This window comes from Pseudomonas koreensis (assembly GCF_012986595.1).
Taxonomy (GTDB): Bacteria; Pseudomonadota; Gammaproteobacteria; order Pseudomonadales; family Pseudomonadaceae; genus Aquipseudomonas; species Aquipseudomonas koreensis.
This window is the reverse complement of record NZ_JAAQYM010000001.1, coordinates 980,880-994,498: the sequence shown is the minus strand read 5'-3', so window position 1 is coordinate 994,498 and position 13,619 is coordinate 980,880. Positions and strand designations below refer to the sequence as shown.

General features: G+C 60.1%; 12 protein-coding genes, 1 tRNA gene and 1 pseudogene. 11 read left to right on the top strand and 3 right to left on the bottom strand.

The features are described 5' to 3' along the window. Nucleotides 1-3: 3 nt before the first annotated feature. The 4 genes from truB to HBN98_RS04680 all read left to right on the top strand — a co-directional run bounded on the left by truB (nt 4) and on the right by HBN98_RS04680 (nt 3,934). Nucleotides 4-921, top strand: a complete 918-nt coding sequence (gene truB / locus HBN98_RS04695; RefSeq protein WP_064585918.1) for a tRNA pseudouridine(55) synthase TruB — start codon at nt 4-6, stop codon at nt 919-921. A gap of 115 nt (nt 922-1,036) precedes the next feature. Next, nucleotides 1,037-1,306: a 30S ribosomal protein S15 gene (gene rpsO, locus HBN98_RS04690; RefSeq protein WP_003221553.1), complete on the top strand. Its 270-nt coding sequence runs from the start codon at nt 1,037-1,039 to the stop codon at nt 1,304-1,306. 193 nt (nt 1,307-1,499) lie between these two features. Next, complete coding sequence (gene pnp, locus HBN98_RS04685; protein WP_007961443.1) at nt 1,500-3,605, top strand: polyribonucleotide nucleotidyltransferase; 2,106 nt, start codon at nt 1,500-1,502, stop codon at nt 3,603-3,605. 256 nt (nt 3,606-3,861) lie between these two features. Next, a tRNA-Thr gene (locus HBN98_RS04680) sits at nt 3,862-3,934 on the top strand. A 4-nt stretch (nt 3,935-3,938) separates the two neighbouring features. Here the strand turns inward: HBN98_RS04680 and HBN98_RS04675 are convergent. Continuing rightward, nucleotides 3,939-4,433 (bottom strand): hypothetical protein, encoded by a 495-nt coding sequence (locus tag HBN98_RS04675; protein ID WP_083367044.1) that lies wholly within the window; start codon nt 4,431-4,433, stop codon nt 3,939-3,941. 276 nt (nt 4,434-4,709) lie between these two features. Here HBN98_RS04675 and HBN98_RS04670 point away from each other — a divergent pair, with 276 nt between their 5' ends. Further along, complete coding sequence (locus tag HBN98_RS04670; RefSeq protein WP_064585920.1) at nt 4,710-5,009, top strand: DUF6388 family protein; 300 nt, start codon at nt 4,710-4,712, stop codon at nt 5,007-5,009. Nucleotides 5,010-5,060: 51 nt separating this feature from the next. Here the strand turns inward: HBN98_RS04670 and nadC are convergent, their stop codons facing one another. Next, nucleotides 5,061-5,909, bottom strand: coding sequence for a carboxylating nicotinate-nucleotide diphosphorylase (gene nadC, locus HBN98_RS04665; protein ID WP_064585921.1), 849 nt, complete (start codon nt 5,907-5,909; stop codon nt 5,061-5,063). Nucleotides 5,910-6,210: 301 nt separating this feature from the next. Here nadC and HBN98_RS04660 point away from each other — a divergent pair, with 301 nt between their 5' ends. From HBN98_RS04660 to HBN98_RS04640, 6 genes and pseudogenes are all read left to right on the top strand, one after another. Beyond that, nucleotides 6,211-8,394, top strand: coding sequence for a DUF1631 domain-containing protein (locus HBN98_RS04660; RefSeq protein WP_083367043.1), 2,184 nt, complete (start codon nt 6,211-6,213; stop codon nt 8,392-8,394). 64 nt (nt 8,395-8,458) lie between these two features. Next, nucleotides 8,459-9,019: a 1,6-anhydro-N-acetylmuramyl-L-alanine amidase AmpD gene (ampD, locus tag HBN98_RS04655; RefSeq protein WP_003221563.1), complete on the top strand. Its 561-nt coding sequence runs from the start codon at nt 8,459-8,461 to the stop codon at nt 9,017-9,019. Then, on the top strand, nt 9,016-9,855 hold the full coding sequence (gene ampE, locus HBN98_RS04650; RefSeq protein ID WP_064585923.1) for a regulatory signaling modulator protein AmpE: 840 nt from the start codon (nt 9,016-9,018) through the stop codon (nt 9,853-9,855). Before ampD ends, ampE begins: the two co-directional genes overlap by 4 nt. A 320-nt stretch (nt 9,856-10,175) precedes the next feature. Further along, nucleotides 10,176-11,267: pseudogene (locus tag HBN98_RS28165) on the top strand (methyl-accepting chemotaxis protein); the annotation flags it as partial. After that, nucleotides 11,244-12,173, top strand: coding sequence for a methyl-accepting chemotaxis protein (locus tag HBN98_RS28160; protein ID WP_373292945.1), 930 nt, complete (start codon nt 11,244-11,246; stop codon nt 12,171-12,173). The pseudogene HBN98_RS28165 and the gene HBN98_RS28160, both read left to right, overlap by 24 nt. Nucleotides 12,174-12,450: 277 nt before the next feature. Then, on the top strand, nt 12,451-12,840 hold the full coding sequence (locus tag HBN98_RS04640) for a hypothetical protein (RefSeq protein WP_083367042.1): 390 nt from the start codon (nt 12,451-12,453) through the stop codon (nt 12,838-12,840). Here the strand turns inward: HBN98_RS04640 and HBN98_RS04635 are convergent, their stop codons facing one another. Then, a complete protein-coding gene (locus HBN98_RS04635; protein WP_083367041.1) occupies nt 12,841-13,617 on the bottom strand; it encodes a TatD family hydrolase in 777 nt (258 codons plus the stop codon). It lies immediately after the preceding gene. Nucleotides 13,618-13,619: the final 2 nt, after the last annotated feature.

Here is a 13,619-nt window from a genome sequence, read left to right as displayed (position 1 = left end):
TCGGTGGCTCAGGTCAAACGTATCCGTCGTAACGTCAGCGGTATCATCCTGCTCGACAAGCCGTTGGGGTTCACCTCCAACGCCGCGTTGCAGAAGGTTCGCTGGTTGCTCAACGCCGAGAAGGCCGGTCACACCGGCAGCCTCGACCCGTTGGCCACCGGTGTCTTGCCGTTGTGCTTTGGCGAGGCAACCAAGTTTTCGCAATACCTGCTCGATTCCGACAAGGGTTATGAAACCCTGGCGCAACTGGGCAAGACCACCACCACGGCCGATGCCGAGGGTGAGGTTTTGCAGGAGCGCGCGGTGACCGTTGGTCGCGCCGATGTCGAAGCGGTCCTGCCGAAATTTCGCGGTCAAATCAGTCAGATACCGCCGATGTACTCGGCACTCAAGCGTGACGGGCAGCCGCTGTACAAGCTGGCTCGTGCAGGCGAAGTAGTGGAGCGCGAACCGCGTTCTGTTACTATTGCGCGCTTGGAATTGCTGGCCTTCGAAGGCGATACTGCGCGTCTTGCGGTGGATTGCAGCAAGGGCACCTATATTCGCACCCTGGTGGAGGATATCGGTGAGCAGCTCGGTTGTGGTGCGTACGTCGCAGAACTGCGTCGTACCCAGGCCGGGCCTTTCACCCTGGCGCAGACCGTCACCCTCGAAGAGCTGGAAGCGGTACATGCCGAAGGCGGCAACGAAGCGGTCGACCGCTTCCTGATGCCATCGGACAGCGGCCTGCAGGATTGGCCGCTGCTGCACTTCTCCGAAGCGAGCGCGTTCTACTGGCTCAACGGCCAGCCGGTACGTGCCCCGGATGCTCCGAAGTTCGGCATGGTACGGGTACAGGATCACAATGGTCGCTTCATCGGTATCGGTGAAGTGAGCGAAGACGGGCGCATCGCGCCACGTCGACTGATTCGGTCAGAATGACCGAACGAGTGTGGCTGTTAACAGGCACGGTCACTACTCATTTATAGATACAGGGATTTGTCCCTGGCCTGTTGAAACTGTTTTTGAAACAGTTTCCTGATAAAAGGATTGCCTCATGGCTCTCGACGTTCAAGAAAAAGCTCAAATCGTTGCCGACTACCAGCAAGCTGTTGGTGATACTGGTTCGCCAGAAGTGCAAGTTGCACTGCTGACCGCCAACATCAACAAACTGCAAGGTCACTTCAAGGCCAACGGTAAAGACCACCACTCCCGTCGTGGTCTGATCCGCATGGTAAACCAGCGTCGTAAGCTGCTGGACTACCTGAAAGGCAAAGATCTGAGCCGTTACAGCGCTCTGATCGGCCGCCTGGGTCTGCGTCGCTAATCAGCGATTGCGCTATGAGGTTGGTTGTCTGTCAGGCATCAGCGGTTTTCCGCTGGTGGCTGGCAGGCTCCCAGCCTCAAGTTTTATCTGCACTACCGTTTTACCCGGACAGTCAGCGGGCCGATTCCCGACATTGCCCAAGAATTTCGCAAGAAACCAGTTCCCCCAAGAGCCACAAAGAAGGTAGGACACCGTGAACCCGGTAATCAAAAAATTCCAGTTCGGTCAGTCGACCGTTACCCTCGAGACTGGCCGTATCGCCCGTCAGGCCTCCGGCGCAGTATTGGTCACCGTTGACGACGACGTCAGCGTATTGGTGACCGTAGTCGGTGCCAAGCAAGCCGATCCAGGCAAGGGCTTCTTCCCTCTGTCCGTTCACTACCAGGAAAAGACTTACGCTGCCGGTAAGATCCCTGGCGGTTTCTTCAAGCGCGAAGGCCGTCCTTCCGAGAAAGAAACCCTGACTTCCCGACTGATCGACCGTCCGATCCGTCCGCTGTTCCCAGAAGGCTTCATGAACGAAGTGCAGGTTGTCTGCACCGTTGTTTCCACCAGCAAGAAGACCGATCCGGACATCGCTGCGATGATCGGTACCTCGGCTGCCCTGGCCATCTCCGGCATTCCGTTCGACGGCCCGATCGGCGCCGCTCGCGTGGCTTTCCACGAAAGCACCGGCTACCTGCTGAACCCGACTTACGAGCAGCAAGCTGCTTCGAGCCTGGACATGGTCGTTGCCGGTACTTCGGACGCCGTACTGATGGTTGAATCGGAAGCCAAAGAGCTGACCGAAGACCAGATGCTGGGCGCGGTACTGTTTGCTCACGACGAGTTCCAGGTGGTGATCAACGCCGTTAAAGAACTGGCCGCTGAAGCTGCCAAGCCAACCTGGACCTGGGCGCCTGCTCCAGAAGCCACCGAACTGCTGGGCGCGATCCGTGCCGAGTTCGGCGAAGCGATCTCCCAGGCTTACACCATCACCGTCAAGGCTGACCGCTACGCACGTCTGGGCGAGCTGAAAGACCAGGTCGTTGCCAAGCTGTCCGGCGAAGAAGGCCAGCCATCGGCTGCCGACGTCAAAGCTGCTTTCGGCGAAATCGAATACCGCACCGTTCGCGAAAACATCGTTAACGGCAAGCCACGTATCGACGGCCGCGACACCCGTACCGTACGTCCGCTGAACATCGAAGTCGGCGTTCTGCCGAAGACTCACGGTTCGGCCCTGTTCACCCGTGGTGAAACTCAGGCTCTGGTCGTTGCGACCCTGGGTACTGCCCGTGACGCGCAGCTGCTGGACACCCTGGAAGGCGAGAAAAAAGACCCGTTCATGCTGCACTACAACTTCCCTCCGTTCTCGGTGGGCGAGTGTGGTCGCATGGGTGGTGCTGGTCGTCGTGAAATCGGTCACGGCCGTCTGGCGCGTCGTTCGGTTTCGGCCATGCTGCCAGCCGCTGACGTGTTCCCGTACACCATCCGCGTGGTGTCGGAAATCACCGAATCCAACGGTTCGAGCTCGATGGCTTCCGTTTGCGGCGCTTCCCTGGCCCTGATGGACGCTGGCGTGCCAATGAAGGCGCCGGTTGCCGGTATCGCCATGGGTCTGGTTAAAGAAGGCGAGAAGTTCGCCGTCCTGACCGACATCCTGGGTGACGAAGACCACCTGGGCGACATGGACTTCAAGGTAGCCGGTACCGCCAAAGGCGTCACCGCGCTGCAGATGGACATCAAGATCAAGGGCATCACCGAAGAGATCATGGAAATCGCTCTGGGCCAAGCCCTGGAAGCGCGCCTGAACATCCTCGGCCAGATGAACCAGATCATTGGCCAGTCGCGTACCGAACTGTCGGCCAACGCTCCGACCATGATCGCGATGAAGATCGACACCGACAAGATCCGTGACGTTATCGGTAAAGGTGGCGCGACCATCCGTGCGATCTGCGAAGAGACCAAGGCTTCGATCGACATCGAAGACGACGGCTCGATCAAGATTTTCGGCGAAACCAAGGATGCTGCAGAAGCTGCTCGTCAGCGCGTTCTGAGCATCACTGCAGAAGCCGAGATCGGCAAGATCTACGTCGGTAAGGTTGAGCGCATCGTCGACTTCGGCGCATTCGTCAACATCCTGCCGGGCAAGGACGGTCTGGTGCACATCTCGATGCTGAGCGACGCTCGTGTAGAGAAAGTCACCGACATCCTGAAAGAAGGCCAGGAAGTGGAAGTGTTGGTACTGGACGTGGACAACCGCGGCCGTATCAAGCTGTCCATCAAAGACGTGGCAGCGGCCAAGGCTTCGGGCGTTTAATCACCCCATCGCTTTAGCGCAATAAAAATGCCCCGCCGTGAAAACGGCGGGGCTTTTTTTTGTCTGCCATAAACGCATTTGTGGCGAGGGCGCTTGCTCCCGCCCGGCTACGCAGCAGTCGTAAAAAACATCAGCCTCAGAAAGCTTGGTCGCTCCGCAGCCCAGCGGGAGCAAGCTCCCTCGCCACAAGTGATAATCAGCAAAGACAACGCACAAATTTGCCGCAGCCCGAGACCGGTGCTAGGTTTAGCCCACCGCCCGTGTAGCTCAGCCGGTAGAGCAGCGCACTCGTAACGCGAAGGTCGCAGGTTCGATTCCTGTCTCGGGCAAAAATTATTTCACCTTGCGGCTCAGATCCTCGACGGTACGTTTGAGCTGATCCATGGCGCGATCCTGATCGTTGATTTTCTGCTTCAGGCTGGAAATTTCGCTGCTGGCGGAATTCGAGCTCGAACCGCTGTTGCGCTTGAGGTCTTCGACTTGGCGTCCGAGGGTATCGAGTTGACGGTCCTGATCCTTGACCTTGTTCTTCAGGTCGTCGATTTCCTTACTGCTGGAATTCGAACTGGAACCGCTGTTGCGTTTGAGTTCTTCAATCTGGCGTGACTGCTCGCGGACGGTATCGCGGATCTTTTGCAGTTCATCGATGCTGATATCGCTTTTGATGACGACATCTTTGCCGTAATCGTTGTGAATCAGCGAAACCTTGTCGCCATAGGATGAGCTGCTGTTGCTCAGTTCAAGCGCCATGGCGCTGGCCGGCAACATCATGGCGGCGAGCAAGGTACTGGCAGACACAACGGAACAAATCTTCGAAAAGCTGCGCATCACTGGTTTTCCTTGTGAACAGCAAGAGTGAATGCCGATATGGCACATCGCTATGACTTGAAATCCGGATTTATGTTCCGCAGGTCAACTTTTTGTGAGACAGATGTAAAGAGCCGTGTAATTCGTCATGCAAACGTCCTATATTCGGTGCCTGCATGAGCATCGCTTAGCAGTTTTCAGATGATCCCGAATGGTTCCGAAGGCCGGACAATCCGCGTCAGAGAGATCCTTGATGATCCAGATCCATCCTCCATTCTTACGATCAGCGAGAACGCCATGACCGAATTAACTCAAGAGCAACGTCACGAACTAGCACTGGAAAAGTACGTCCTGGACGTACCGGACCTGAAAGAAGAGATCAAGGACCTGAGTCCTGATGATCAGAAGGACCAGATCCAGTGGGCATTCGAAGACGAAGCCGAAGCCCAGGGCTTGCAGCCGTGGGAGTTGACGCTCAAGTACACCAGCACCCCTGAAGAGTTCGAGGCTCAGCGTCTTGTGCTGCACAAGGAGGCGGCCGAAGTGTTGGGCGTCGAGTGGGATGAGTACTGCGAGATGAACAATCTGGTGGTTTGAAACAAAAACGCCAGCCTCAACCGGGCTGGCGTTTTTTATTGCGTGACGGCTTCAGAGGCTCAGACGCATCGACAGATCCACCGCCTTCACATCCTTGGTCATCGCACCGATCGAGATGTAATCCACCCCGGTCTCGGCGATCGGCAGCAGCGTGCTTTCGTTGATACCGCCGCTGGCTTCCAGTTTGGCCTTGCCGCCGTTCAGGCGCACGGCTTCGCGCATGTCATCCAGGCTCAGCTCGTCGAGCATGATGATGTCGGCGCCGGCTGCCAGCGCTTCCTTCAGTTCCTCCAGGCTTTCCACTTCGACTTCCACCGGTTTGCCCGGCGCGATCTTGTGCGCGGCGGCGATGGCCTGGGCGATGCCACCGCTGGCGGCGATGTGGTTTTCCTTGATCAGGAACGCGTCGTAGAGGCCGATGCGGTGGTTGTGGCAACCGCCGCAGGTCACCGCGTATTTCTGCGCCAGACGCAGGCCCGGCAGGGTCTTGCGGGTATCCAGCAACTTGACCTGAGTCTGCGCTACGAAGTCCGCCAGATACTGCGCCCGCGTGGCCACGCCGGACAGCAGCTGCAAGAAGTTCAGCGCACTGCGCTCGCCGGTCAGCAGCGAACGGGCCGGGCCTTCCAGGTGAAACAGTGGTTGATTGGGTTTCACCCGTTCACCGTCACGTACCTGCCAATGCACCGCGACGCGCGGATCGAGCTGGCGAAACACGGTGTCGACCCACGCCGTACCGCAGATAACAGCGTCGTCGCGAGTGATGATGGTGGCTTTGGCCAGACGTTCGGCGGGGATCAGTTGCGCGGTGATGTCGCCGCTGCCGATGTCTTCGAGCAACGCACGGCGCACGTTGGCTTCGATTTCGGCGGTCAAATCGGCGAGACGTAGATTCGGCATAACGGGCTCCACAAACTAAGTGCGCCGATTATAGGGGTATGGCAGGAGCCAACCCAAGGCAAGAACTCGCGTGCCTGACTGCAACTGGTCGATTTCCCGTGAGCAAAGCACCGTTATTCGTGGTCACTGGAGGGGGGGCGCGGGTATAGGGGAAACCCTGAGAGCTGTAGCGCCCGGGACAAGTTTTGCAAGATAATCCGCCTTGCATTTGACGTCATAGCTTTGACGTCTGTCTGGGAACCTCGCTCTCACAGGGATTGCCCTGTAAGTGACAGAAGAATCACCGTTTCAGGAGGCTTGGATGCACAACGACGGGAATGTAGTGGCTTTGCACAAGGCTGCTACCGATCAGGCGAACCACTCGCCGCTCGCCCGCCTGCCTGTGATTCTGCTTCAGGTTCGCGACAAGGCTGCCCAGCAACTGCGTCATGGTTTGCAGGAGTTGTTCGATAACGCCGACGACACCCTGTTCGAGATGGCCGACCGGGCGCGTAACGACGTCGAACAGAACATCTTTTTCGAAGCCATGCGCGACCTGCGCCTCAAGCGCAAAAACATTGAGCGCGGGTTTCTCGAGCAATTCTTCGAAGCCTTCGTTGCCCTCATCCAGTACGACGCCGTACAGCAGACCCTGCCCGATTCACTGATGTTTGAGGAGTCGGCGCCGCGCACCGATGACATGGAGCGCAGCGTGGCGGTCGAGACCATGGTCGGCCGGGTGCTCAAGCGCGATGGCTTTGCCCTCGATCAGCTGACGGCGCGGCTCAACGCGCTGCTTGGCAAACACATCGACGATCAGCACAACCCGCTCGGCCCGGCGATGCTCTGCGAGTTTTTCCTGCAGGCCGGTCGCAATCTGGGCGTGGAGATCAAGGTCAAGCTGATCCTGCTCAAACTGTTCGAGCGCTATGTGTTGGCAGATATCGAGCAGTTATACGCCGAGGCCAATCAATTGCTGATCGCCACCGGCGTATTGCCCGATTTGAAGCCGGCCCCGGCACGCCGCGCGATCGAGCGTGCCGCAGCGAGCATCAGCAGCGAAGAAGGCGACGAGCCGGCACCCGCCGACGAAGGCGTGCAAGAAGTCTTCGCCGCGCTGCAGGAGCTGCTCCTGCACGTACGCGGCAGTGTCGCCCCGACCCTGGAGCCGAGCGTTGCGACGCAGCCGATCAGCACCCGCGACCTGCTGCGCCTGCTCTCGCACCTGCAACAGTACGTCCCGGCGCTGGCGGCGCAGGATGACTTCGATCTGCGCAACCAGCTCGAACAATTGCTGACGCGGGTCAGCGTCCGGAGCGGCAAGTCGCGCATCGTCGATGGCGCCGACGAGGACGTGATCAACCTGATCGCCATGGTCTTCGAATGCATCCTTGAGGACCGCAACCTGCCGGATTCCCTCAAGGCGCTGATCGCCCGTCTGCAGATTCCGATGCTCAAGGTCGCGGTGCTCGACAAGAGCTTCTTCAGCCGCAGCAGCCATCCGGCGCGGCGCCTGCTCAATGAGATCGCCGATGCGGCCATGGGCTGGGGTGATTGCACCGGCGAGGCGCGTGACAGCCTGTATCTGCGTATTGAACAAGTGGTGCAACGCCTGCTGAGCGAGTTTGTTGACGACCCGGCGATCTTCTCTGAATTGCTCGCGGACTTTCTGGCCTTCACCAGCGATGAGCGTCGGCGCAGTGAATTGCTTGAGCAGCGTTTGCGCGACGCCGAAGAGGGGCGGGCGAAAACCGAACTGGCCCGGCAGCGGGTCGAACAGGCAGTGAATCAGGCGCTGCTGGGTAAAGTCTTGCCACCGTCGGTGGTGACGTTCGTCGGCGATGCCTGGAGCAAGGTGTTGCTGCTGACGTGCCTCAAGCACGGTGATCAGTCCGCCGAATGGCAGGCCGATGTACAGACCCTGGAGCAACTGATCTGGAGCGTTCAGCGGCATGACGAGGCAGACGCTGGCATGCGTTTGCTGGCGCTGGTACCGGGCTTGCTCAAGTCACTGCGCGACGGCTTGAGCAGTTCGGCGTTCGATCCGTTTGCCACCAGCGAATTTTTCAGCGAACTGGAAGCGTTGCATGTGCGCTTGCTCGACCCGGCCGCCGAGCAGGATCCAGCCGAGGCGGCGTTGGTCGAGGTGTCGCAGCACATTACCCTGCGCACGGCCGACGAAGGCTCAGGCAGCCTGAACCCCACAGGTCTTGCCCAGGATGACGCGGGGCTGCGGCAGGTCGATCAGTTGCGCGTGGGCAGTTGGGTCGCGTTCCAGGAGGACGACGAGCACACCCTGCGCTGCAAGCTGGCGGCGATCATCGAAACCACTGGCAAGTATGTGTTTGTCGACCGCACCGGGATGAAAGTGCTGGAGCGCAGCCGCATCGGCCTGGCCCTGGAGTTCCGCCGCGGCGCGGTGCGTGCGCTGGATGACACCTTGCTGTTCGACCGCGCGCTGGCGTCGGTGCTCGGCAATCTGCGACGACTCAATCGCGGCAAGTGATCGCGCGCCAGGGGCCGATCGCGGCATACTGGGCGCCAACACAGTCGGCGTTGAAGGAATCGGTATGCAGTTGGATCCCGCTAGCGGGTGGTGTCACGGGGTGCAGGTCTGCCCATCGCCCAACTTCAATGAACGCCCTGCGGGCGAAATTTCCCTGTTGGTGATTCACAACATCAGCCTGCCGCCGGCGCAGTTCGCCACCGGCAAGGTGCAGGAATTTTTCCAGAATCGCCTGGATGTCACCGAGCATCCCTATTTTGCAGGGATCGCCGACCTGCGCGTCTCGGCGCATTTTCTGATCGAACGTGACGGCAGCGTCACCCAGTTTGTCTCCTGTCTTGAGCGGGCGTGGCATGCTGGCGTGTCAATGTTCGAAGGCCGCGAAACCTGTAACGATTTTTCCGTGGGCATCGAGCTCGAAGGCACCGATGATCTGCCCTTTACCGATGCGCAGTATCAGGCGTTGATCACGCTGACCCGTCAGCTGCAAACAGCATTTCCGGCTATCACCGGCGCCCGTATCTGCGGGCACAGCGACATCGCACCCGGGCGCAAGACTGATCCTGGCCCGGCATTCGACTGGGCGCGTTACCGCGCCGCCCTGGCACAAGAGGAAGGACAATGAGTTTTCTGGTGTTACTGCTGGCGCTCTGGATCGAGAAGTTCTCGGCCCTGCGCCATCGGGTTCAACGCGACGGCGGATGGATTCGCGAACTGCACAAACTCGAAAGCAGCGCGCGTCTGGCCCAGCGGCCGTGGCTGGTGCTGACGATTCTGGTGTTGCTGCCGGTGGCACTGCTCGGCTTGTTGCTGCTGGTGCTGGAACCGGTGGCGTACGGCTTGCTGGCCTTGCCGGTGCACTTACTGGTGGTGATTTACGCTTTGGGGCGCGGTGATCTGCTCGGCGGTCTCGGGCCGTTCCGTGACGCCTGGCGCCGCGAAGACCTGCAAGCCGCCGCACACGTGGCCAAGCGTGATCTGGACATCTGCGCCGACAGCGGCGAGCAGTTGCTGGATCAGGTACAGGGCCATCTCTTGTGGCAGGCCTATCAGAGCTTCTTCGCGGTGATCTTCTGGTATTTCGTGCTCGGTCCGGTGGCAGCGCTGGCCTATCGCTTGCTGGCCCTGGCGCAAGAGCATGGGCAGAGTCCGGCGGTGGTGGAAAGGGCGGGGCAGTTGCGCCATGCCTTCGACTGGGTGCCGGTGCGTCTGTTGGCTGCCAGCTTTGCCCTGGTCGGCAACTTCGTCGCGGTCAGTCGGGTGATGTTGCACGAGCTGCTGAACTGGAACATCAGCGCGGCGCACCTGATCAGCAAGGTCGGGCTGGCTGCCGGCGAGATCCCGCCGCCGGTGGTCGGGCCTGAAGGCATCAACACCCTCGATTGTCTGTGGGAGCTGCTGCTGCGCGCGGCGGTGCTGTGGTATGCCGGGTTTGCCTTGTGGACAGTCTTGATTCACTGATCCCTCAGGGAAATTCATTGTGGCGAGGGAGCTTGCTCCCGCTGGGTGGCGAAGCCGCCCTCGCTGTTCATCATTAACAACGCGTCCAGGCGATTTGCGTCTGCTGCGCAGCCGAGCGGGAGCAAGCTCCCTCGCCACAGGGTGAGCGATCTGCCCAGGCAGTCGTTAACCTTAAGTTACAAAACCTCCCCTCGATTTGAGCTATACAGAGACAGCGCCCGATAGTGGCTATCTGCTGTCGCCCCGCGCCTGCCAATAAAAACAAGAAAAGCCAAGGGAGACTTCCAGTGAAGAGCTTGCTCTATCCCGCCGTCTCGCTGATGAACCGTCTGAGCTTCGGCATGAAGTTCAGCCTGATCAGCGTGCTGTTTCTGGTGCCGATGCTGGTGACCAATTTTTATCTGGTGCGCGATTCCTATCGCGAATTCCAGGGCACTCGCGTCGAGTTGCAGAGCCTCGACCTGCTGGGCAGCAGCCTGACCCTGCGCCGGGATCTGGAAACCCTCAATAACCGGGTGCAAATCAACGTCATCCTCGGCCAGTCCGGCAAGGCCGACAATCTCGAGGCGCAGATCAGCAGTCTGGAACAAGCCGTGCTGGCGCGTCTGCAAGGGCTGAAGGCGACGACCGAGGATCCGGAGCAGATCAAGGTGTTCGACGGTAAACGCGATGAAATGATCAGCGCGTTCAAGGCCCAGCAGGCAGAAAATTCCCTGCAAAGCAAAAGCGGGATGATCGGCAAACTGCTGGGCAACGCGCAGATCTTCAGCCAGATCATCGCCAGTCAGGCCGGTCTGAGCCGTGACAATCAGGGCGACATCCGTCAGCTCAGCGAACTGGTGACTAACATTACGCCGGCGGTGACCCAGACCCTCGGTGAAGGCCGCGCCATCGGTTCGTATTCGTTGGGCCAGGGCTTTCTCAATAGCTCGTCGAGCACCCGTTTCGACGAGTTGCTGGCGCAGATCGAAAAACTTCAGGCCGAGTACGCCCTGAAACTGGCGGACGCCCTCGACTCGAGCAAAGCCGCACGCGCCGGCCTCAGTGCTCAGGCCGACAGCAGCAAGGCGTCGCTCAAGCAGGCCAGCGAACTGTTCGAAGAAAAAGTGGTGGTTGCCGAGACCCTCGATACCCCGTGGCAGGCGTTCTACGACCAGGTCACCGGGTTGATGGACATGACCTACCAGCTCAACGACGCGACCCTGAAATTCCTCGAGACCCAATTGCAGCAACGCCTGGCGCAAAACCGTACGCACATGCTGTTGCAGGCTGTGGCGTTGACGGTGGTGTTCGTGCTGATTTTCTATCTCTACGGCGGTTTCTACGCATCGACCCGCACCACGCTCAAACGTCTGGGCGCGATGATGGACAAGGTCGCGGCCGGTGACATGACGGTCAATTTCGTCGCGCAGAGCCGTGATGAACTCGGCGAGCTGGGCGAGGTTTTCAATGGCACGGTGAGGAAGATCCACGACCTGATCGAACGGGTTGGTCATACCGTGAGCGAAGTCGAGCGTCAGGCCGGGCAGGTGGAAAATGTCTCCGCACAAAGCAATCAGGCGGTGGCTGGACAGCGCACGCAGATCGAGCAAGTGGCGACGGCGATGAACCAGATGTCGGCGACCTCGCTGGAAGTGGCACGCAGCGCAGCGGCGGCGGTGAGCAGCGCCCACAGCGTCAACGACGAAACCATCAGCGGTCGCGGGCTGGTCGAGTCGCAGCAGGGCAGCATTGCCGCGCTGGCCAGCGAGATCGATCAGTCAGTGCGGGTGATCAACCAACTGGCCAGTGACAGCCAGTCGATCAGCCGCGTGCTGGAAGTGATCAAGAGCATCGCCGAGCAAACCAACCTGCTGGCGCTCAACGCCGCCATCGAAGCGGCCCGCGCCGGTGAGCAGGGGCGTGGGTTCGCCGTGGTCGCGGACGAGGTGCGCACCCTGGCCAAGCGCACCCAGCAATCGACCGAAGAAATCGAGCAGATGATCACCAAGCTGCACGGTGGGGTCGGCGCGGCAGTGAAAGCCATGGGTGTCAGCCATCAGATGGCCAATGGCACGGTCGGGCAGTCGGAAAAGGTCCAGCAGGCGCTGGAAAACATTCTTGGCGCGGTGGGCATGATCGTCGACCAGAACCAGCAGATCGCTGCTGCCGTGGAGCAACAGACCGCCGTGGCGCACGACATCGACCAGAACATCGTCGAGATCAACCGCGCCGGCGAGCGCACGGCCCAAGGCGCGCATCAGACCGAGGATGCCAGCCGGGCCCTGTCGGCGCAGGTGGTGGAACTCAAGCAGTTGATCAGCGCGTTCCGCGTCTGAATCCTGACCCGGCGCAAGGCCCTGTAGTGAGGGGATTCATCCCCGATGGACTGCGCAGCAGTCCCTGATCACTTACAGACATGGGGGACGCTTCGCGTCCCATCGGGGATGAATCCCCTCGCCACAGGGTTCACGCCTGCAAGGGTGATGTCAGAACATTTTGTAATGCATTGATCCTTACGTTTGTAAGCCAAATCCTGTTTTCTTTCGACGGCTGGCTTTTCGTCATTAATGAGCCAGTATCCCTGTTCCGCTGACTGCGTCGAGGAGGCCGCTCATGTCCGTTGCAACCCTGGGGATCCAGGGCCGTTGTGCTCATTGCCAGACCACGCAAGGGCTCAAGCCGTGGCAACTGAATGCCATCGCGATCAACGAACCGTTCACCTGCGCGCACTGCCAGAAAAGCCTGGAGTTGCGCTGCCCGAAACAGATCAAACGCTTCCGATCTCTCGATTCGCTGGGACTGTTGCGTTTCAGTGCGTCACTGACGGTGTGCACCGCATTGCTGGTAGCGCTGGTCATGGAATGGATCGGGCTGCTCAGCGTGACTGAACAGCTGAACGCATCACTGATCGTGATTTTCGTGTACTTCGCGCTGCTGCGCTTTGTTCACCATCGCCAGCACATGACCTTGATCCTCGACGCGGCCAAGGCTCACCGCGACTGATTACCAGCCGAACACTTCGCAGCTGTTGGCGGTGCTGGCGACGGCCAGTTGCTGTGGGCTGATCTTCATCAGTTCGGCGAGCGCCGTGCAGATTGCCGGCAGGTGCGCGGGGCTGTTGCGCTGGCCGGGGAACATCGCGGGGGCCATGTCCGGTGAATCGGTTTCCAGCACGATCGACGCCAGCGGCAGATCCGCCAACACCCGATGCATGCGCAACGCCTGCGGCCAGGTCGGTGCTCCACCCAGTCCGAGTTTGAAACCGAGTTTGATGTATTCGCGCGCCTCTTCACGGCTGCCGGCGAAGGCATGGATGATGCCAGCGCGTTTGAGCTTGAAGCGCTTGAGCGTGGCGATCACCGCCGCGTGGCTGCGGCGCACGTGGATCAGCGCCGGCAGCTCGAAGTCCGCCGCCAGTTGCAGCTGCGCGTCGAACAGCGTCTGCTGGCGTTCGCGGTCGAGGGTTTCGATGAAGTAATCCAGACCGATCTCGCCCACCGCGCACAACTGCCGATGGCCGTGCAGGCGGGTCAGCCAGTCGCCCAACGCGGTCAGATCCTGCGGGCGATGCTGATCGAGGTACACCGGGTGCAGACCGAATGCCGCGTACAGCTCGGCATCGTCCTGGACCAGATCCCACACCCGTTGCCAGTTGCCTTCATGGACCCCCAGCACCACCATCCGCCGCACCCCGAGGGCACGGCTTTCGGCGAGCAACGCCGAGCGGTCGGCGTCGAAGTCGGGGAAGTCGAGGTGGGTGTGGCTGTCGATCAGCTCCACGG